Below are 21569 nucleotides of genomic sequence, written 5' to 3'. Positions count from 1 at the left end.
CTATGTCCGATTTGCTGATGCAGCTTCATGCAAACCCTTTGTCGGCTTGGCTGGCACGTGCCTTGGGCTTGCCAAACCCGGTGCCGCTCGCCCGTGAACTGGGTGCTTATGCTACCAGGCCCTTAGCCGGCAAAATCGCCTGGCTGGGAGCCTGTGAGGAAAGTGAGAACACCCGGGTTCTGCGCGGCTCGCTGCAGAAAGCTGGCGCCGATCTTTGCGACGTGCTCGTTGCGGCGGATCAGACGCTGGATGTTGTGGTGCTAGACGCCAGCGGATGTCGCACGCCGGCGCAGTATCGGTTCCTCTACGACAGCCTGAATCCGCGTCTGCGCAAGCTTGCCGTTAACGCCCGTGTGTTGATCGTTGCAACTGATCCGGATTCGCTCGATTCGCCGGTTGCGGCTGCGGTTGCTCGAGGGATTGAAGGCTTCAGCCGATCTTTGAGCAAAGAGGTGGGTAAAAAAGGCATCACCGTTAATCTAGTGTATGTCGGGGTCACCGGTGCTGAACGGCTGGAAGGCGTCGTACGGTTTTTCTGCGCCAAACAAACCACTTATGTGACCGGCCAGGCCGTGCATATTCGTACGCTGGTCGCAACGCCTGAGCACCTGCCGACGGAACAAGTGCTCGCCGGGAAAGTTGCACTGGTGACGGGCAGCGCTAGGGGCATCGGCCTGGCAACGGCACAGCGCCTTGCTCAAGAAGGCGCGACCCTGGTCTGCCTCGACGTGCCCGCCATGACTCTGGAGCTGGAGCAACGTTGCAAGGAGATAGGTGCTACGCCGCTGGGGTTGGACATTGCGTCCTCCGAGGCACCACGACGCCTGGCAGACTTTCTGATGGAGCGGTTCGGCGGCGTCGATATCGTTGTGCACAACGCGGGCATCACGCGAGATCGCACATTGGCGAATATGAAAGAGCATCTTTGGGATCAGGTCGTTGCCGTAAACCTGGCGGCCATTGTTGCCGTCGACGAAGTGTTGATCGGCGAGCGTGTTTTACGTGACCAGGGGCGAGTGGTGTGTCTGTCATCGATCAGCGGAGTTGCCGGCAATTTTGGCCAGACCAACTACGCCGCTACCAAAGCTGCGTTGATCGGGTACGTGCGTGCACAAGCCCTAGGGCTGTCTGAGCGCAATATCTGTATCAACGCCATTGCGCCTGGCTTTATTGAAACACCGATGACGGACGCCATGCCGTTCGCGACCCGGGAAATCGGGCGTCGTCTCAATTCGCTCAAACAAAGCGGCGCGCCGCGCGATGCTGCCGAGATGATCACGTTTCTATGTTCGCCCCAAGCTTATGGAGTGACGGGTAGCACCCTGCGTGTTTGTGGCCAGGGCCTCATCGGCGCCTGAATCGTGCAACCGAACGAGAATAAGAAAACACATATGAATCACGACAACACGTTTTCGCTAATGGATGTGGCGGCGGCGGGGTTTCGATTAGCCCCCCATTTTGGCCGAATGCTAGTCAGTCAAAGGGCGCTCGCCAAGGCTGATGGCGAACAGCTCGCGTCTATCGGACGTATTTTCGAGACGAGGGCCGAGCAGCAGCCGAGCCGGCCATTCCTATTGTTCGAGCGCAAGACTTGGAGCTATGAGCAGTTCAATGGCTGGGTCAATCGACTGGCTCAGTCATTCAAGGCCAAGGGTGTGAGAAACGGCGATTGTGTGGCTCTCATGTTTGAAAATAGGCCGGAATTGCTCGCCTGTGTGCTGGCGGCCAATAAACTCGGCGCCATTGCCGGGATGCTGAACCACCATCAGCGGGGAGACGTGCTCAACCACAGCCTTGACCTGATGCAGCCGCGCCTGGTGGTCATTGGTGAAGAATGCTTTGAGTCCTTTGACCCGCAGCGCGCCACGTTGGAGGGTGGGGTGACGGTATTCTGGAGTGGCATTGGACAATTACCTGCGGGCTACGCCGACCTGGAACGGGATAGCGCTGAGCGCGCAATGCATAACTTGCCGGAAACGCGCCAGGTAAAGCTCAAGCAAAAATGCTACTACATCTTCACCTCAGGCACGACAGGCATGCCCAAAGCCGCCGCCATGACGCATTTGCGGTGGTACAAAGCGGGTATCGGGATGGGGCAGCTGGCGATGCGCCTTACGCGCCGGGATATCATGTACTGCCCTCTGCCGCTGTACCACAACAATGCCCTAACGGTGGCATTGAGTTCAGTGATCAATAGCGGCTGCGCCATCGCTATTTCTCGCAAGTTCAGCGCCTCTCGGTTCTGGAATGATATTCGCACAGTTGGCGCCACGAGTTTCATTTACGTCGGTGAGCTTTGCCGTTACCTGCTCAATTCCCCCCCTAGGCAAAACGACCGTGACAACCGCCTGAGCGTAATCATCGGCAATGGCATGCGTCCGGATATTTGGGAGGCGTTTCAACAACGGTTTGGTGTCCGGCACATTTGTGAGTTTTATGGTGCAAGCGAAAACAACCTGGGTTTTGTGAATCTGCTGAACCTGAAACGAACAGCCGGGTTTTGCCCGATGAGTTATGCCATCGTTCGCTTTGACCCTGAGGCCGAAAGCCCGATACGCGGGGAGGGTGGCTACTTGGAGCGCGTGGAGAAAGGCGGGACTGGATTGCTGCTTTGCGAAGTGTCTGACGCCGTACCCTTTGACGGCTACACAGACAACCAAGCCTCTGAGGCCAAGCTATTACGAAATGTCTTCAGCCCCGGCGACACGTGGTTCAACACCGGGGACCTGATGAGGGATCAGGGGTTTCGCCATGTGGCATTTGTCGATCGCGTGGGAGACACCTTCCGCTGGAAGGGGGAAAACGTGGCGACCACTGAAGTCGAGGGAGTTGTGCAGCGTTACCCCGGCGTGGCTGATGCGGTGGTGTATGGCGTGCAGGTTCCTCACGCCGATGGGCGTGCTGGCATGTTGGCGCTGACCTTGGAGCCCAGTGTCGCGTTTTGCCTAGCTGACTTCTACAAGCACGTGAGCAAAAGTCTGCCAGCTTATGCGGTGCCGCTGTTTATTAAGCTGCAGGCCCAGCAGGAAACTACAGCCACGTTTAAAGTTAAGAAAATCGATTTGAAGCAACAGGGATTCCGTTTGAGCGGCGATCCCGTCTACTTCCTGCGCGACCGCGCGATGGGCTACGAACCGCTCACCACTCACTTGCACGCGGCTATTGAACGCGCAGAGATACGCTTTTGAATTGCCGGTGCGCGGGTTTCCGTCAGACGGAAACTGCAGCGCTCTAAGCTCGACTCACCACAGCTGTCCCACGCAAGCTGTATTCGGCCACCTCGCCTACAGGACGACTGCAGTGTCGCTACCCGAAGAAAACTCATCCGCAGCACTCCCACCGCTCAGAGGCTTAGCGGTCCTCTGCATCTTTGCGGTGTTGATCCTGTGTTTTTTTGGGATATGCACCTCACTGGGGGTCAAGAATTTTTAGGTCGGTTTACTGTTCATGTTCTATTGGTTGGGGATCGAAGACGCACGGCTGGACCGATTGTTTTCTGCGGTGTTCGGCGCTTTGACTGGCTTGTTGGCATCGTATTCCATCGCGCTCTTCTCACTCTACCTACCCCCCCTGATCAAGCGGCTTCAGCGGCTTTTGTGCTAACGCTGGCAGTGGTGTACCTGCGACTTGTGGGCAAAGTGAAGGTTGTCTTCACATAGCAACCATGCTGTTGCTCACCATTGGGTCGATACCATTCGTGCATGTCGGTATCACCATGCTGGAAATGTTCACTTCGCTGCTGCTGGGGATTTTTTTCTTTGGCTCTGTCGGAGGGATCGCTGGTTTGCTCGCAAAGCGCAAAGCAGTTCGCGAATAAGCCTGAAAGAACTGCGCCGTGGCTCACCAATAGCGCGGCTGACATTGATTATTCCTGACCAAATGTTCAACACTGGATTTAATAAACCGTCTTTCACCGGTCACATACAACCAATGGTTTTTGAACGTGCGCGAATAGTATTGGGAGCAACCATGGAAAAGGGCGATGCATTCATCATTTTTGCGATGGTTGGGGAACTGGAATCTGTGTCAGGTGCCGCTCGGGCCTTGGGCATGCCCAAGGCCACAGTAAGTCGGGCGGTCTCTCGTCTGGAAGAGCTTTATCACGTCAAACTCATCGAACGCAGCACTCGGCGCAGCGTGCTGACTGAGGTCGGTAAAATTCTGCATCTTCGTTGCGTACGTATGCGAGAAGAAATGGAGGATGTGGACGCCGAGATAGCTGCGCATCGCGGTGATCCTGCGGGTACCCTCAGGATTGGCTGTTCCAGCGACATCGCGAGAAGCCTGTTAACCCCCTATCTTTACGAATTTCTGGACATGTACCCCAGTATTGACGTGCGCATTCGGGTGGGGGAGCGGCTGCTGCCTGAGCCGAACAGTCTTGATGTGGTGATCCACTCGGGCTGGCTATCGGACTCACGGCTGATCGCGCGCAAAATCGTCGAGGTTAGGACGATACTCGTCGCGAGCAGAGCCTACGTACAGATAAAGGGTATGCCTGCTTCACCCGATGACCTTTCAGGCCATCCAATAATCGGTAACTTCTACCTTGACTCGAATGTGGCTGAGCCCGGTCGTTTACCCGCGTATGTGCCGAAACTTGAACTCGTGCGGGGTGAAGAGCGTTACCTGCTGCCAACATGGAGACGATTTGCCTCCACCGACCATTCGCAGATACTGGAGCTTGTGAGGCACGGTAACGTCATCGCTCCCATTGCCGCCGCGAGCGCCATTCATGATCTGCGCAGCGGAGAACTGGTGCATATCTTTCCGGAGTTTGAGATCTACGATCCGCCCACGCTTTATGCGTTATATACCGACCGTGTGGCGATGGTGCCCAAACTCAGCGCATTTTTGGACTTCGTCGATAGCATTATCCAGCGGCAACGCCTGGAGTTGCAGCCGTTGGCAGACGAGTGCTTTCCACATCTGAAGATTTAAAGAACTTGCATGTTTCCGGCGTTTCATAAATGGAACGCCGTGTTTCTTTACCGCGTCTAGTCATGCACCTTTACCAAGGAGATAGTGCAGATTATAAAAATAAAGGATTTAAGTTATGGGTGCGCTCCAGCTAGCTGCTCGCACGTTTGCTCACGTGCCAGAGTTGATTGCAATTCATGCCAGCGAACAAGCGCAAAAGTGCGCGATCGTACAAGGCAGCACTACGATCTCCTACCACGAGCTCAACGCCACAACAGGACGTATTGCTGCTGCTCTGCAACGGGACGGCGTGACTCAAGGGCGCTCGGTAGCCATCGTTTCTGCAACCACAGTGCAAGCGACTCTCATCTTTCTGGGCGCTATCAAGGCCGGTTGCGTGCCCGCGCCCATCGCGCCGTCCGGCAGCGCCGAACAAATCTTGGCAATGATCAAAGACTCTGCGGCGGCGGTGGTATTGGTCGATGCCGAGGCGAAGGCGCTCCTGCCTGCGCTCGACATTCAATTCGACATTCAAGTAGTGGATTTGGAACGACTGGAAAGCTGGCTGCCTGCTGAAGGTGTTGAGCCCGCGCCGGTTACGATTGAGCCGCAGCACTCTTTCAATATCATCTACTCGTCAGGCACCACTGGCGTTCCGAAAGGGATTGTCCATACGCACGGCATGCGCTGGGCTCAGATCTCGGGCTATGGCGTTGCCCAATTCGATCAGGCGGTGACCCTGGTCGCCACGCCGTTGTACTCAAACTCGACGCTCATCAGCTTGTTGCCCACCCTTGCTTACGGTGGTACTGCGGTGCTGCTGGGTAAGTTCGATGCACATGAATTTTTGGCCGAAGCGCAAAGGTTACAGGCAACGCACACAATGCTCGTTCCTGTTCAATACCAACGCATCATGAACTTGCCCGATTTCGATACGTTCGATCTTACGAGCTTTCGGTTCAAGTCTTGTACCAGCGCGCCGTTCTCCGAACAGCTCAAAAGGGAGGTTGTGCGTCGCTGGCCTGGACTGCTGGTTGAGGTGTATGGCATGACCGAAGGCGGTGGGACGTGCTTGCTGATGGCCAACCAATTTCCCGCGAAACTTCACACTGTAGGACGCCCGGCGCCTGGCTGTGACATTTGCTTGATTGACGAGCAAGGTAACGAGGTTGCAGCTGGCGAAGTCGGCGAAGTGGTGGGGCGTTCGGCAGCCATGATGTCCGGTTATCACGGCCAGGCAGACACGACCCGTAAAGCGATCTGGACCGACGGACAAGGCCGACAGTATTTCCGTCATGGTGATCTGGGCCGATTCGATGACGACGGCTTTCTGATCCTGTTAGGTCGTTCCAAGGACATGATTATCAGTGGTGGATTCAACGTCTATCCACCGGATATAGAGGCGGTGATCCGCCAACATCCCGAGATCGATGATTGCGCAGTCATTGGGGTGCCTTCCTCAGCCTGGGGAGAGACGCCTTATGCGTTCTTTGTGGGGAAAACAAATTCTTTCTCAGTTGACGAAGTGGTGAGCTGGGTGAACGGGCGCGTGGGTAAAACGCAACGTCTTTCCGGCGCGCAGGCAATAGATCAACTGCCGTTGAGCGCGATAGGCAAGGTCCTAAAGCGCGAACTGCGTGATCGTTTTCACTCGGAGTACCCATTCCTTTCGGTGTCACTTTACTAACGCACCTCGAACATCTCGACGGATTTTAATCCGCAGAAAAGATGTTTAAAAACAACAACAAAACGTCGGCTTCGATCGGCGTAGTGGAGGCAACATGGATCGCGCGAGCGCTACCCGGACAACGTTATTTGCGTTGTTACTGGTCAACTTCCTGAATTTCTTTGACCGCGTTATACCGGCCGTTGTACTCGAACCCATTCGTAAGGAGTTCTTGCTGGACGACACGATGCTCGGTCTTCTGGCAACGGCATTTACCCTGGTGTATGCCGTCGCTGGCGTACCGATTGGTCGGTTGACCGATCGTGTACGACGCACCTGGCTGTTGTCGGGGGGCGTGTTCGTGTGGTCCGCCATGACGGCTGCCAGCGGGGCGGCAACCAACTTCACCAGCATGTTTCTGATACGCCTCGGCGTTGGTGTCGGTGAGGCCACTTGCGCCCCCGTAGCAAACTCCATGATCGGTGATTTATACCCTGCTGAAAAAAGATCTCGAGCACTGGGCGTGTTCATGCTGGGGCTGCCACTGGGCACACTGGTGGCCTTTGCGTTGGGAGGTTGGCTGGCCAATCACTACGGTTGGCGAGCGCCGTTTTACGCAGCTGCGGTCCCCGGCGTGCTGGTCGCGGTATTTTTGCTGTTTCGTGCCGAACCTGTGCGAGGCTCTCAGGAAACCTATGTGGTGAGTAATGCGCCCGTCACGCAGCCCTTTCGCAAAGTCCTGGGGATTAGAACGCTGTGGTGGCTAACCGTTTCAGGCGCACTGTTCAATTTTGCCGCTTATGCATTGAATACGTTTCTGCCGTCTTTGTTGATTCGTTACCACCAGGCCACTGTCGCTGAGGCCGGTATCGTGGGGGCCATTGTTTTCGGTTTGACAGGGCTGGTTGGTCTGCTCATTGGGGGGCCTGTCGCTGACCGGCTGCATAAAACCTTTGCAAAAGGACGACTTCGCCTAGGTGCGATCTGCCTGATTATATCGGCGCCGTTGGTTTGGTGTGGACTGGCGCAGCCTTCAGGCAACCTCGTAGTGCTAACGGCGCTGATCGGTGGAGGCTGGCTTTTATGGTTCATGTATTTTGTGACGGTTCTGCCGTCCGTCCAGGACGTCGTGGAGCCGCGTTTGCGCGGCACCGCTATGTCGATTTTCTTCTTCTTCCAATATGTTCTGGGTGCAGGTTTTGGCACCTTGGTCACAGGGCTATTGTCTGATCGGTTTGCCACAAGCGCCGCGCGAGCAGTGGGAGCCCCCGAGGTAACCGAGGCGATGAAAGCTCTTGGGTTGCAAACCGCCTTGATTACGGTCGTGCCCTTGGCTCTTTTCCTCACTTCACTCGCCATTTTGGCGGCGTCGCGCCACTTCCTTGCTGACTCCGCCAAGGCGCAAGGTTTATCCATGGCTCACTTGCCAACGAATACACCTCACCCTACCGCGTACAGGCATTCGAGTCTGAAAACGGCTTCTAACCCGCGAGCAGAGTTCAAATGAGTGCAAGCGCGCCGTCCCAGGGTATCCGGCATCAACTGAGTGTTTGCCTGCGTGATGATCAATTTAGGAGCATCCACATGAAAATAATAAGAAATACACCCCATGTTCGTCGTCATATTCTTTCGCTGGCAGTTGGGCTTGCGATCAGTGTCGAAGCACGCGCTGTAGCCTTCGACATAGGTGAGATCCAGGGGCAATTCGACTCATCGCTGTCTGTAGGTGCCAGTTGGAGTACTCAGAGCCCCTCTCAAAACCTGATTGGCAGGGTGAACGGTGGCCACGGTGCAACGCAGAACACCGACGACGGCCATCTGAATTTCAAAAAGGGTGAGACGTTCTCCAAGATTTTCAAAGGCGTCCATGACCTGGAGCTGAAGTACAACGACTTCGGTGTATTTACCCGCGGTAAATATTGGTACGACTTTGAACTGCAGGACGAAAGTCGCGAGTTCAAGCCCGTCAGCAATTCGGGTCGCAAGGAAGCTGCTAAGTCTTCCGGCTTTGAGCTGCTGGATGCCTTCGCCTATTACAATTATCAACTCGATGAAAAACCCGGCAGCATACGCGTGGGTAAGCAGGTGGTAAGTTGGGGGGAGAGCACGTTTATTGGCAATAGCATCAACTCAATCAACCCTATAGATGTGTCCGCCTTTAGACGCCCAGGGGCCGAGATCAAGGAAGGGTTGATACCGGTCAACATGCTGTATGTGTCTCAAGGACTGACGGATCATTTGTCCACTGAGGCGTTCTATCAGCTTGAGTGGGATCAGACGGTCGTCGACAACTGCGGCACCTTCTTCTCAAACTCAGACGTGGCTGCCGACGGCTGCCGAAATAACTTCACAATTCTTGATCCAGCTACCGTCTCGGCTCTTAACCAGCCGGGTACCCGAGCCTACCTGAATGCGCGCGGCGTCGGCGTTTCCCAAGAGGGGTTGATAATTCCGCGCAGCTCAGACCGTGACGCGCGGAATTCGGGGCAGTGGGGGTTAGCATTACGCTGGCTCGGAGACAGCACCGAATACGCCGCTTATGCCATGAATTATCACAGTCGTGCGCCGATCTTCAGCGTAAAAAACGCCAACGCGGCAGGACTAGCCGCCGCACTTGGAGCCGCGAGTAACCCGGCGACTGCGGCGTTGGCTTCACCGATTATTCTCGGTCGCGGCAGCTACTTCATGGAGTACCCGGAGGACATCCGGCTCTACGGTTTGAGCTTTTCCACCACGCTGCCTACGGGAACAGCCTGGAGCGGGGAAATCAGCTATCGGCCGAACATGCCGCTACAGATCAACACGGTTGACGTGACCAGTCGCCTAGGTAACAGCGTCACCGACGCCCTCGCCACGGGCGGTGTGGCGGGCGCGCTCGGTCAAGCCAATGCGGTGACTCATGGCTACAGTCGCAAGGAGGTCACTCAAGCACAAACCACGCTGACGCACTTCTTTGACCAAGTCATGGGAGCTGAACGACTGACATTGATTGGCGAAGTTGGCTTGACACGTGTAGGCGGGATTTCCAACAAAATCGATGAGCGCATGGGGCGCGACTCTATCTTTGGCGCTCCGGAATCAATCGTGAACAGCGTGCAATACGGCGATGGTGGTTATTACACCTCCACCTCGTGGGGCTATCGCGCACGCGCAATCTGGGATTACTCGAGCGTATTTGCGGGCATCAATCTCAAGCCCAATATCGCCTGGTCGCAGGACGTCAAGGGCACGGGTCCTACCTTCAATGAAGGGGTCAAGGCGACGAGTTTAGGTGTTGACGCCGATTATCTGAATACCTACACCGCGAGCCTGAGCTACACGAATTTCTTCGGCGGTAACTACAACGTCAACACCGATCGAGATTTCCTGGCCCTGAGCTTTGGCATGAACTTCTAAATCAGGAGCAACCATTATGATTTTCAAGACCGTGATTCAATCCGGCGTACTGATCCTGAGTTTGATGGCTGTCAATGTAATGGCTGCCGTAAGTGCCGATCAGGTCGCGAAGTTGGGTACTACATTGACGCCATTGGGTGCAGAAATGGCCGGCAATGCCGATGGTTCAATCCCTGCCTATACCGGAGGATTAAAAACGGATGCAGCCGCGGTGACGGCAAACGGTTTTCTCGGTGATCCGTACGCCGGTGAAAAACCGTTGTTTGTTATCACTGCAAAGAATGTCGAGCAGTACAAGGCGAAGCTCTCTGAGGGGCAGATGGCGATGTTCACGCGGTACCCGGATACCTACACTATTCCTGTGTATGTGACTCATCGCTCCATGTCAGTGCCGGCTAAAGTGGAAGCGGCAGCAAAAGTCAGTGCTGCAAAGACCACTCTGTCTGCAGACGGGAACGCGCTCAAAGGCTTCACAGACAGCCGTTTTTACCCGTTCCCTATTCCGTCCAACGGTCTAGAAGTGATTTGGAACCATATCACCCGTTATCGTGGCGGCAACCTGAGCCGGCAATACGTACAGGCAGCCCCGCAGGCTAATGGTGCGTACAGCCTTGTTGGGTTCCAGGAGGAGGTCGCGTTTCCTGATCAAATGTCGGGAATGAGCCCGGCAGATTCTGCAAACGTGTTGCTGTTCTTCAAGCAAGAAGTGACAGCACCCGCACGCCTGGCGGGTACTGTATTGCTGGTACAGGATTCCATCGATCAAATTGCGCAACCGCGTCAGGCGTGGATTTACAACGCCGGCCAACGCCGCGTCCGTAAAGCGCCACAGGTTTCTTATGACGGACCAGGCACGGCCTCGGATGGGCTACGCACTTCCGATAACTTCGATATGTTTAACGGCGCGCCCGATCGTTACGATTGGAAATTGATCGGCAAACAGGAAAAGTACATCCCGTACAACAACTTCAAGCTGGCGCAGACCACCGTCAAATACGCTGATATCCTCAATCCAGGCCACACTAATCAGGAGCTGGCCCGTTACGAACTGCATCGTGTCTGGGTCGTTGAAGCGACCCTTAAATCCGGCGAGCGAAACATCTATGCCAAACGTCGTTTCTATGTCGACGAAGATTCCTGGATGATCGCGATGTCCGATTTGTACGACGGCCGTGGTCAACTGTGGCGCGTCGGCCAATCGATGCTTATTCCGTACTTCTCCCGGCAAATTCCCGCTTCCACCTTCGAGGCTCTTTACGACGTTGTCGCCGGTCGGTACATCGTGTCTGGCATGAGTAACGAGGAAAAAACCTTCGTACAATTCGACCGCAAGAATTCGGCGGCTGATTTCACGCCTTCTGCGCTAAGGAGTGCAGGGGTGAAGTAACGGTTGAAGCATTCAAGGAGTAACAAACTCCTTGAATTATCCGTCCTGCGATGCGGCGTATGCTTACTGGCGGCACCTACGACGCAGGCCGAATGCGCTGTTACATTCAGATACATGTTTTTTGCCTTCGGAAACTCGCGTTCATTGACTGCGTCACTTGGGGTGACGAACGGCGCTTCAGGCTTGTTCGGAAGCGTCGAGACAGGTAAAACCACGGGAGATTTCACTATGAAATTGCGCAAGCTCAACCTTGCTCCACGCTCGGCGCTGTGCTTCGGATTCTTCTGCATGCTGATTATTGCGTTGGGGATCATCGCCCTCAAGCAAACCGCGAGTTTGAACGCTTCTGAAAAATTCGTAGAAACCAATGTAGTGCCTAGCATATCCCTGCTGGGAATGATTGACAGGGAGTTTGTAAGTATTAGAGGCAGCAACGCGCGGTTGCGTAATCCTGTAGAGCCAGAAAATCGTAAAACTCAAGCACTTGAGGACGTAAGGAAAGCCCGAGCAGGCGTCCAGGAACTGCTTTCGAAGCTTGAGCCGCTCATAGTGACTCCTATGGGAAAGCAGTTTTTTGGTGAGCTGTCCCGGAGCTATGCCGATTATCAGAAATTACAGGATCAGTATCTGTCGTTTATTGCTTCTGGCAGTTTGGATGAAGCTGTCAAATTGTCCAACGAGGCAATGAAGCAATCGGCAGATACTGTGGAGCGCGATATAGAAAAACTGATTGCACTGAACAACAACAAAGCTAAAAAGGCAAGCGAGGAAGCCACTCTTATCTACGAGCAGTCACAAATGATTGTTGGCAGCTTTATCTTGGTCAGCATATTGTCTGCAATTACTCTCGCTCTAATGTACACCCGCAGCGTTACTAGCCCGGTTAATCAGTCACTGGCTATCGCTGAGCGTATTGCCAAAAACGATCTCAGCGAGGTCATCGAAGTGCAAGGAAACGATGAAGTTTCCAGGCTCATGCAGGCTCTGAAAGCTATGCAGCATGGTCTGCGAAGTACGCTTTCTTTGATATCTGATTCGTCTAACCAACTAGCGTCGACTTCTGAAGAAATGCATGCTGTCACTGAGGATGCTAATAAAGGAATGCTGCGACAGTATAAAGAGGTCGAGATGGCGGCTACTGCCGTCACTGAGATGAGCGCAGCTGTAGAAGAAGTAGCAAGAAATGCCTCAGCAGCCTCTGAAGCAGCCAATCGGTCCAATTCCGCCGCATTGGCAGGTCGTGCACGCGTAGATGAAACCGTTCAAGCCATCAGCTTGATGGTTGCAAATGTTGAAGACGCATCCATAGAGGTACAAGGGCTCGCTGTTATGGCAGCAGACATCAGCAAAGTTCTGGATGTGATACGGGCTATCGCCGAGCAGACGAATCTTCTTGCTTTGAATGCTGCAATCGAAGCTGCTCGTGCCGGCGAGGCGGGTCGAGGCTTCGCAGTAGTGGCGGATGAAGTGAGGGCTTTAGCTCACCGTACCCAGCAATCAACCAGTGAGATTGAACAGATGATCAGTTCGATTCAGAAAGGAACTGGAGCGGCTGTTTCGGCAATGACTCATACTAACGCCCAAGCTCAGAGAACTCTTGACACTGCTCAAGGCGCAGGGAGTGCATTGGTGGAAATCACCGAATCCATTGATAATATCACCGAACGTAATGTTTTGATTGCAACGGCGTCGGAAGAGCAGGCCCAAGTTGCCAGGGAGGTGGATCGCAGCCTGGTTAGCATTCGAGACCTGTCAAATCAAGCTTCAGAGGGATCTAGTCAGACAGCTATTGCAACATCTGAACTTGCAAAACTTGCGGTCGAATTGAATCGGCTGGTGAAGCAGTTTCATATGTAGGGCTGCTAGTGGGCGTGCGAGAGAAGTGTGCTCAGTTGACGGCGTTATTATCCAAGCAATGCTGATACACCCTGGATAATTTACACCTCACACGTTTTTATCTATGGAATGAGGTTCTTTTTGGCAGCCTATGACAAGGGCACCACCGAGTATCGAATCGCAGCAGCGATGATGTACATCGGATCATCGATCAGCTTCAACAAACCACTCAAGGATTTCGTCATTGGTCATTTTATGGGCTTTGCTAGAGGGCATTTCATGGACATCGAGGCCATCAAGGCGAACCTTCAATTGATGAGCGAGTTGATGGATTCGAATTCCGTTGACTCGGGCCCGCAATAGTAGGAGAACGTCTTGGCGCGACAGCAGCCAATCGGTCCGATCATCCTACTATCATCGGGCATTTTCTTCTGCAATGCTTTCACCCTTACCATGCGACGGAACTACCCAGTTGGAATTACTCGGTTTGGGAACGACGGCGACCTCGGCGCCTTCATTTACTGGTTGCAGCCCCACGCCTAACAGTGCGTTGGCCAAGCTGCCAGTCCTAGAGTCCGTTCAACGGTTTGTTAGTTTCGTTTCGCATTAGACATCCTGGACATACATAAGGTATCTGGGTCTCGTAGGTCGGTATCGAGATATAGCCGGTTTGAACCCTTTTTCGTCCGTATCAACCCTGCCTCAGTGCCCGACAGCCCGTTATCTTGGCAGCTGGCCGATGATCCCGAGGAGCGTTGAATGACCCCGCATAATGAATTCGAATCCCGCCCGCACGACAATGTGCTGTCATATGAGGCTGCGATTTCCCGGGTCGCATTCGAAAACGCCCGCACGGCCTTGCGTGCTCATTCACAGCTGTCGATCCAGGCGCGTCTGGCCGAGTTGTCCAAGCTCAAACACGCGATTCTGGCCCACCGCTCAATGATCATCGCGCGGGTCATGCAGGAGGTTGGCAAATGTCGAACAGATGCATTGATCGCGGAAATCCTTGGCACCCTCGATTGGCTCAATTGGTTGGAGAATAATGCCGAACGGTTGCTGAAACCTGAAAAGGTCAAGACGCCAATTACATTGTTGGGCAAGCAATCGTTGCTGCTGCATGAACCCCTGGGTGTAGTGCTGATCATCTGTCCCTGGAACTACCCGTTCCATAACGCGATTACTGGTATTGCAGCAGCGATTGCGACGGGCAATGCGGTGGTCTACAAACCCTCCGAACACGCCCCCTGCAAAGGCCTGGTCGAACAGGTCCTTGCATGCTCTCCGATACTCCAGGCCCTGGTCCAGGTGGTGTACGGCAACGGCAGCCTGGGCTCGGCGTTGATCGACCAACAGCCGGCGAAGATCTTTTTTACCGGCAGCGGCCCCACCGGCAGCAAGATCATGGCCCAGGCCGGTCGCGAGCTGATCCCCGTTGAGCTGGAGCTGGGCGGTAAAGATCCGATGATTGTGTTTGCCGACGCGCCAATAGCGCGTTCGGTGGCGGGTGCGTTGTGGGGCGGTTTCACGAATGCCGGACAATCCTGCAGTGGTGTGGAGCGTTTATTGGTAGAACACAGCGTGCTGGATCGTTTCGTCGACAGTCTGGTCCAGGCGGCGGAAAAGGTCGTAGTACGCTGTGGCGATAACGGCGACGCCGACGTCGGGCGTATGACCGTCGGCTTTCAGCGCGACAAGGTCATCGAACATGTTCAAGACGCCCTCGATCGCGGTGCTCGCCTGCGATTTGGTGTCATACCCGATGCGAATTCCCTGACAGTGCGGCCAATCATTCTGGACCGTGTCACGTCGGACATGCGGGTCTGGAACGAGGAAACGTTCGGGCCGGTATTGCCGATCATGGCCTTTACCAGCGAATCCCACGCCATCGAGTTGGCCAACGACACCCATTACGGCCTGTGCGCCAGTGTGTTCAGCGCCGATGCGCAGCGCGCGCTGCGGATGGCCGGTGCACTTGAGGTCGGTGGTGTTTCGATCAACAACGTCAACATGAGCGAAGGCAACCCAGGCCTGCCGTTCGGTGGGGCGAAGAAAAGTGGATTCGGAAAACTGCGTGGGCCGGAAGGGTTGCTGGGGTTCACTCGCAGTAAAGCCATACTGATCGACAAGGCCGGGAGCAAGATCGAAGCCAATTGGTACCCCTACACACCGCGCAAATTCCAACTGTTCGAACGCTTCATCCAGGCGCTGTATGGGCCGCGGCGTTTGCGCCTGCTGGCAATCGCTTGGCATGGCTTCAGGCTTGAAGCCTTCAGCCAAAAGCCGCGTGACTAATTGAAATGTTCAAGCGCGCGTTTGCCGTGGACCCTGGCCGGTCCAGCGCTTGAACGCCTTGCGGAAGTTCTGCGCGTCGCTGAAACCCACCTCGTAGGCAACCTCATCCAGGGTCAGGCGCACATTGCCCAGCAGCGCCAGGGCCCGTTGTTTGCGCAGGTCATCCAGGATGGCCTGATAGGACATGTCGTTCTGGGCGAGGCGGCGGCGCAGGGTTCGCTCGCTCATACACAGTTGTGAGGCAACTGCTGACAGGCTGACAGCTGTACGTAGATCACGACGCAGAATGCGCTCGACGGACTCGATGAACTCAAGTTCACCGCCTCGATCAGCACTCATCTCCAGTAGCTCAACGACTTGTCGATTGCTCAGCGCATCGTGGGTGCCGATGGGGGTATTCGCCCAGTGATTGGCGCAGACAAATAGATTGTCCTTGCGATCAAAGTGCACCGGGCATCTAAACAAGTGTTCATAGTGATCGGCGTAGGCGGGCCTTGGGTAACTCAGCTCGATCGACGATGGGCTGAACATCGGGCCCGCCAGCGCGCGGGCGATATTCAGCAGCATCCCGAAGGCTTCTTCAACGAGAAAGGTCAGAATGTCGGGCTCATGAAATGGGCACGTGACTTGGAGCGTGATATGCCCAGGAGATTCGAGGTGCTCAAAGCTCAACAGCGCGCCGGTCTGCTTCTGCAGGTCGATGCCCAGGGCTATCGCACTGCCGAGGGTGGCGCTGGTCAGCATGGCGTAACCTACCAGGCCCATGGAGGTGATGGACTCGGTCGCGCTCATGTCCAGACCCAGTCCTCGGTCGCGGCCGTTAGTCATCTCCAGGGCGCGTTTGATCATCAGGCAGGCTTGACGAATCGAGACCCGGCTTTGCGGGTTGGCCAGGTCTGCGACATTGAAACCCAGCCCCATGCACAGCCGGCTGGGGTCCAGGCCTAATTGCGCAATGAGATCCGCCAGGCTGCGCAGCAGGTTGACCGGTAAATCCGCGGTGTGCCATAGGGGGGCAAGCATGTAGTGCTCCTCGTTGTGCGCCTACTTGCCCAGCATCAGGCGGACTACCAGGCGGGTCAGCCGCCCATAGGGTGCCGAGACTTTGTCAGACATATTGAAGGGGCTTAGCTTGAATACGCCCCGTGCATGCGACAGGCGCACGAACCCTTCATAGCCGTGATAGGCGCCTGTGCCGCTTTCACCGACGCCGCCGAAGGGAAGGTCGTCCTGGGTTGCATGCAGCATGGTGCCATTGATGGTCACACCGCCTGAACGAGTTTGCTGCAACACATGCGCGATGCTGGTTCGATCATTGGAGAAGCAATACAGCGCCAACGGTTTGGGCCGCGCATTGATGAAGGCGAGCGCCTCGTCAAGTGTGTCATAGGCGATTACCGGCAACAGTGGGCCAAAAATTTCCTCGCGCATGATATCGGTGTTCAAGGGCACGTCGGTCAGCAAGGTTGGGGGGACTTTGCGCTCGGTGCTCTGGTCGAACGCCTTGTCCTGCCACACCTTGGCCCCGGCCACGATGGCCTGATCGACCAGATTCAACAGGCGTTCGTAGTGACGCCGCGAGATAATCGAGGTGTAGTCTTTGTTGCCGTCAATGGTGGGATACAGCTGCTTGGCCGCCGCTACCCATTCGGTGGCAAAGTGCTCGACCAAATGGCGCGGCACCAGCACATAGTCGGGGGCGACGCAGGTTTGACCGGCGTTGAATAGCTTGCCGATGGCGATCATCCGCGCGGCTTTCTTCAGTGGAAAATCCGCAGCGAGTACCACCGGCGATTTGCCTCCCAATTCCAAGGTCACCGGGGTCAGGTTGCGCGCCGCAGCCGCCATTACCAGACGCCCGACCTGTGTAGAACCGGTAAACAACAAGTGATCAAACGGTAGTTCGCTAAAACGGCTGGCCACTTGCGCGTCGCCGATGACCACGCTGACCTGGTCGGCGGGAAAGGTTTGGGCCAGCAAGTATTGCAGCAACAGGGCGGTACGCGGCGTCAGTTCCGATGGTTTGATCATCACCCGATTGCCCGCTGCCAGCGCTTCCACCAGCGGTGCAAGGGTCAGTGTCAGCGGGTAATTCCATGGCGCCAGAATGCCGACTACGCCCAAGGGTTGATAGATCACCCGTGCCGTGGCGGGCTTGAAGGCAATGCCCACTTTGCGTTTGCTGGGGCGCATCCAGGCTTTGAGGTGCGAGCGAATATGCTTGATGCCGTTGACGATGGGCATCAGCTCACTGAGTTGGGTCTCGGCGAACGAACGGTTGCCGAAATCCGCACACACCGCTTCCAGCAGTTGGTCGTGGTGATCGCTGACCAGGCGCAACACGGCGTCCAGGGCAGCGATACGCTGCTCGTAGGTGGGGGCTCCCTGGGCATGCACGGCGTCTTGTTGGGCCGTGAACAGTTCACTGAGTAACGGCACGGGCTCAAGCGAAGAGGGCAGGTTGCTGAGAGGCTGATTCATGACGGTATCCTTGGGCAAAGTGCAGGAAGAGGAGTGGTGAGAAACGCGTGGGCCATCAGGAGAAGTTTTTGCCCTCGCCGCGGTAAGTCGGTACACGGTCCACCACGCGCCCGTTGCTGATTACCAACAGTTCATCGAAACGCTCACACAGTTCGCCCGCCTTGGCGTGACGAAACAGCACCGGGTCACCGATGTTCAACGCTTGCGCCAGGGTATGCAGCAGGGGGGTCTGTACTTCGCCGGCGGCTTCGTTGTCGATCAAGCGGCAGCCGCTGGGCAGCCAGGGCCGGGGCAATCGGTCCTTACCCGCCGGCCCGGAGGCGATGTAACCGCCGCCTGAGCACACCATCACGCCGGGAGCCTGGGTGCGTGTCACCGGCAAGGCAAAACCGGCAGCGGGCGTCAGTTCGAAGGCTTGGTAATGGTCGAACAAGGTCGGTGCGTACAGGCCGGAGCCGGCCGCCAACTCGGTAACCGAAGGGTCGAGTCGGGTGCTTTCAAAACTGCCAGTGCCGCCGCCGTTCACGAACTGCAGCGTATGGCCGGCCTTACGCAATGCCTGCACGACTTGCTCACGGCGTTTATTGACTTCGGCAATGGAGCGGCGCTTGAGAAAACGGATGATTCCATTCTTGACGGCTTGGCCTGGCACCGCGTCCATCAACCCGGCAATTTGCCCTTCATAGCCCATCAGCCCCCGCAGTACGACACCCTGGCACGAGGCGATATTAGCGGCCAGCTGGAGCGCACTCCCCACGTCATTGATCGGCGAACGGTGCACGCCAAAGTACAGCCCAGGAAAAGCCGATGACATATCCAGATCGATCGCCAACGGCATGACCACACCTTCTGTCACGGCTATCTCGTTGATCGCCTGTACCTGGGCCCGGTTATCGACCATCAAGGTAATCGAGCGTCCACGGCGCAATTGGCAGGCGACTTTTACCAGACTGCGCTCATCGACCGTCGGGTAAGCCACGACGATGTCGTCAAACCCCAAGCCGGCCAGCCAGGCGGCCTCGGCGGCGGAGTAGCACAGCAGGCCCTGCATAAATGGCCCCGCGGCCATGATCGTGCGAATCATCTCCACCGAGCGTATGGATTTGGTCACCAGCCGCACGGGCAAGCCCCCGGCGCGTTTGCCCAGGCGCTGCAGGTTTACGATGAGTGCATCCAGATCGATGAAGGCGGCGGGTAGCTGCACCCCAGCCAGCGCCTGATGGTAGTGGGCGTAATTGTGAACAGGGGGCGGCGGGGGATTTTCGACACGGCGCATGAAGGACCCAATGAGTTCAGCGGTAAGTGAGGTGACGCGGGGTCTCGCTGCTGAGAGGGTAAAGGGCACATGGCTGCTGTTGAAGGTGCGATCCGGCCGGGAAACGGGTCCGCACCGGCCATGTTGGCTCCTCTCTCTTTACACGTTTGGAGCCGGGGTCAACCGGTCCAGATGACTGATAATCATCGAGGCAACCATGGCACACACGCTCTTGGGGTCCAGGGACTCATCAAACAACAACTCGATCGTTGCGTGGATCATCTCTACCGCAACCCTGGCGGCGGTGGCGAGTTGCTGTGGATCTGCCTGTGGGAACACCTGCGCGAGGATTTCTGCCTGTGCGCTTGAGACCTGCCGGTGGGAGTCGATCCTCACATGCTCCAGCGCCGGTACCGCGCGTAGCCCCTTGAGAATCCACATACCGCCCAAGGTGGCGTCGGTGACCCGGTAGGTTTCCAGGATCAGTTCGGCCAGCGCCGATTCCAGATCCTCGGGCGGCCCGGACAACAATTGCGGGGTAATCCAGTGGTCGATCAGGCCGTTCTGTTTTTCCAGCAGGCGCTCACCCAGCACGCTCAGTAGCGCGTATTTGTTCGGAAAGTAGCGGTACAACGCCGGCGGCGTCAGCCCTGCACATTCGCAAACCAGGTTGGTGGACAGACGTTCGATACCCACATCACACAGGGTCTGCGCGGTCGCGACCAGGATCCGCTCGTAGGTCTCGGTGCTGCGCTGCTGTGCAGGCGATTTCTTTTGGTCTTGCGTTTTCCCGGCGGTAACGGCGCGGGCGCTGGCAGTGTTGGGCTTGGCCATAGGCACCTAGCAAAGAAAGGTTGAAGAGTCAGCTTATCAAAATGAAAAAAAATGTTGCTGAGCTAGAAAATGGTAGTTATAACTATCGTGTAGCGATGACTATCATAACCGATGCGTCGCTAGTGTGACGGTCTCTTAAAACAAAAAATACAGGTGATGACTATGAACGCTCGGCAATGGCTGTTCCTTTCACTGGCACTGGCGTGCTCTTCCATCGGTTATGCGGCGGCGGGTCCACAGGAAGCCAAAGGTCTATGGCTTACCTCGGAAAAGGATGCGGTGGTCAAAGTCGACGATTGCGTCGATAAACCCGGCGCGCTGTGTGGAAAGGTGGTCTGGGTCAAGGACATGGCCTCCACCGCCAGCGATTGCGGCGTACAGATCATGCAACTGGATCGTTTCGACCAGGAAGCATGGCGCGATGGTTGGGTGTTTGATCCCCGCGATCATAAAAAATACAAAGGCGTCGTTCGGGTCAAAGAGGGGCTCCTCAATGTCCGGGCTTTTGTCGGTACCGAGATACTCGGCAAGACAGAGCAATTCGAACGTGTTGCCTCACTGCCTCCTGCACCGGTTTGCACTTTGTAAATCCGACCTTTCTTGTAGGAGAGTCTCATGCGTGCAACGACACACCATTGTCTGATGGCTGCTTTGCTGTGGCCTATCGTCAGCCCGTCCTTGGCATTCGCCGACGAAATGGCCAGCTATGCCATTGATGTCACAGCCAAGGCTGTATCCGATGTCAGGACCCGCGGCGTTTCGGATTCGTTGAACCATCCAGGCGCACGCGTCACCGTTCAGGTTGCCCATGAAAGTGGCCTGGTCGCGCTTGCCGAGTTCACCACCGTCAGCAAAAAACAATTTATTGATGGCGACGGAGTGGGCGTTTTACTGGCGGGCGGTTATCGGTTCGGCGATCCGGAGGCGTGGCATTACGGCCTGGGCCTGGCCGCGGAAATGTTCCCCGGGGCGCAGTTCAAGGCGCCGAACAAATTTGACTTTGAAACCTTCACCCCCACCGATGAGCGCACGACCAACTACAACAGCCAGTTCGCGGTATTGGAAATTGGCTACGGTGCGTTGGAAGGTCGAGTCGCTCGGGTGCTGTCCAAAACCTACCGTGGTGCCAACACCGGCGGCGTGTGCGGCGCCCAGTTGCAGTTTCGTGACGATCCCACGAAGGGCTTGGAATGCTACGCCAAGGGCGACCGTAACTCCCGGGGCAGCATGCTCTATGACCTGGACTACAAATATGCGCTGGGGATGAACACCACGCTGAAGCTGCACGCTGGCTACCAGCAACTTGTCAATTTTTCCGAGGCGGATGCGGCCGACTATGACATCGGCCTGAGTCACCGCTGGTTGGGATTCGACTGGGGCATCGATTGGATAGCGGTCAAGACCAAGGCGCGTGAACTGTACATGGTCGAGGACGACGGGCATGTGCGTGCCACGGATGACAACCGTTGGGTCGCATCGATTTCGCGTACTTTTTGAGT

Annotated in this window: 17 protein-coding genes; 12 read left to right on the top strand and 5 right to left on the bottom strand. The window is 56.0% G+C overall.

The genetic code is table 11. The annotated features are described in order from the left end of the window. The first annotated feature begins 2 nt into the window (after positions 1-2). Positions 3-1358 (top strand): 3-oxoacyl-ACP reductase, encoded by a 1356-nt coding sequence (locus V3W39_RS00660; RefSeq protein WP_330211947.1) that lies wholly within the window; start codon positions 3-5, stop codon positions 1356-1358. Between the two features lie 33 nt (positions 1359-1391). Next, positions 1392-3188, top strand: coding sequence for a long-chain-acyl-CoA synthetase (locus V3W39_RS00655; RefSeq protein WP_330211946.1), 1797 nt, complete (start codon positions 1392-1394; stop codon positions 3186-3188). A 386-nt stretch (positions 3189-3574) separates the two neighbouring features. Here V3W39_RS00655 and V3W39_RS00650 read toward each other — a convergent pair whose 3' ends face one another. Then, entirely contained in the window at positions 3575-3862 is a 288-nt protein-coding gene (locus V3W39_RS00650) for a hypothetical protein (RefSeq protein ID WP_330211945.1), read from the bottom strand. A 107-nt stretch (positions 3863-3969) separates the two neighbouring features. Between V3W39_RS00650 and V3W39_RS00645 the strand changes: the two genes are divergently transcribed. The 8 genes from V3W39_RS00645 to V3W39_RS00610 all read left to right on the top strand — a co-directional run bounded on the left by V3W39_RS00645 (position 3970) and on the right by V3W39_RS00610 (position 15500). Next, positions 3970-4941 carry a LysR substrate-binding domain-containing protein gene (locus tag V3W39_RS00645; protein WP_330211944.1) on the top strand — a complete coding sequence of 324 codons (972 nt, stop codon included), beginning with the start codon at positions 3970-3972 and terminating at the stop codon, positions 4939-4941. Between the two features lie 115 nt (positions 4942-5056). Then, positions 5057-6607 (top strand): class I adenylate-forming enzyme family protein, encoded by a 1551-nt coding sequence (locus V3W39_RS00640; RefSeq protein WP_330211943.1) that lies wholly within the window; start codon positions 5057-5059, stop codon positions 6605-6607. 94 nt (positions 6608-6701) lie between these two features. Continuing rightward, positions 6702-8093 carry a spinster family MFS transporter gene (locus V3W39_RS00635; RefSeq protein WP_330211942.1) on the top strand — a complete coding sequence of 464 codons (1392 nt, stop codon included), beginning with the start codon at positions 6702-6704 and terminating at the stop codon, positions 8091-8093. A 77-nt stretch (positions 8094-8170) separates the two neighbouring features. Next, a complete protein-coding gene (locus V3W39_RS00630; protein WP_330211941.1) occupies positions 8171-9982 on the top strand; it encodes a DUF1302 domain-containing protein in 1812 nt (603 codons plus the stop codon). Between the two features lie 16 nt (positions 9983-9998). Next, positions 9999-11369, top strand: a complete 1371-nt coding sequence (locus V3W39_RS00625; RefSeq protein ID WP_330211940.1) for a DUF1329 domain-containing protein — start codon at positions 9999-10001, stop codon at positions 11367-11369. A 228-nt stretch (positions 11370-11597) separates the two neighbouring features. Then, positions 11598-13226: a methyl-accepting chemotaxis protein gene (locus V3W39_RS00620; protein ID WP_330211939.1), complete on the top strand. Its 1629-nt coding sequence runs from the start codon at positions 11598-11600 to the stop codon at positions 13224-13226. Positions 13227-13346: 120 nt separating this feature from the next. Then, complete coding sequence (locus V3W39_RS00615; protein ID WP_330211938.1) at positions 13347-13568, top strand: hypothetical protein; 222 nt, start codon at positions 13347-13349, stop codon at positions 13566-13568. A gap of 396 nt (positions 13569-13964) precedes the next feature. After that, positions 13965-15500, top strand: coding sequence for an aldehyde dehydrogenase family protein (locus V3W39_RS00610; protein WP_330211937.1), 1536 nt, complete (start codon positions 13965-13967; stop codon positions 15498-15500). A gap of 9 nt (positions 15501-15509) precedes the next feature. On the opposite strand, the gene V3W39_RS00605 is transcribed toward V3W39_RS00610, so the two are convergent. The 4 genes from V3W39_RS00605 to V3W39_RS00590 all read right to left on the bottom strand — a co-directional run bounded on the left by V3W39_RS00605 (position 15510) and on the right by V3W39_RS00590 (position 20070). Continuing rightward, entirely contained in the window at positions 15510-16523 is a 1014-nt protein-coding gene (locus tag V3W39_RS00605) for an AraC family transcriptional regulator (RefSeq protein ID WP_330211936.1), read from the bottom strand. Positions 16524-16544: 21 nt separating this feature from the next. Beyond that, the gene (locus V3W39_RS00600) at positions 16545-17981 is read right to left on the bottom strand and encodes a coniferyl aldehyde dehydrogenase (RefSeq protein WP_330211935.1); all 1437 of its coding nucleotides are present in this window, start codon (positions 17979-17981) and stop codon (positions 16545-16547) included. Between the two features lie 55 nt (positions 17982-18036). Next, entirely contained in the window at positions 18037-19185 is a 1149-nt protein-coding gene (locus tag V3W39_RS00595; RefSeq protein ID WP_330211934.1) for an amino acid deaminase/aldolase, read from the bottom strand. 210 nt (positions 19186-19395) lie between these two features. Continuing rightward, positions 19396-20070 carry a TetR/AcrR family transcriptional regulator gene (locus V3W39_RS00590; protein ID WP_330211933.1) on the bottom strand — a complete coding sequence of 225 codons (675 nt, stop codon included), beginning with the start codon at positions 20068-20070 and terminating at the stop codon, positions 19396-19398. A gap of 162 nt (positions 20071-20232) precedes the next feature. On the opposite strand from V3W39_RS00590, the gene V3W39_RS00585 reads away from it, so the two are divergent. Then, entirely contained in the window at positions 20233-20658 is a 426-nt protein-coding gene (locus V3W39_RS00585; RefSeq protein WP_330211932.1) for a DUF2147 domain-containing protein, read from the top strand. A 27-nt stretch (positions 20659-20685) separates the two neighbouring features. Beyond that, positions 20686-21567: a TorF family putative porin gene (locus tag V3W39_RS00580; RefSeq protein ID WP_330211931.1), complete on the top strand. Its 882-nt coding sequence runs from the start codon at positions 20686-20688 to the stop codon at positions 21565-21567. Positions 21568-21569 lie beyond the last annotated feature (2 nt).

Source organism: Pseudomonas sp. Z18(2022), from assembly GCF_036346535.1.
Lineage (GTDB): Bacteria > Pseudomonadota > Gammaproteobacteria > Pseudomonadales > Pseudomonadaceae > Aquipseudomonas > Aquipseudomonas yamanorum_A.
The sequence above is the reverse complement of the archived record's forward strand: the minus strand, read 5'-3'. Positions and strand labels throughout refer to the sequence as shown.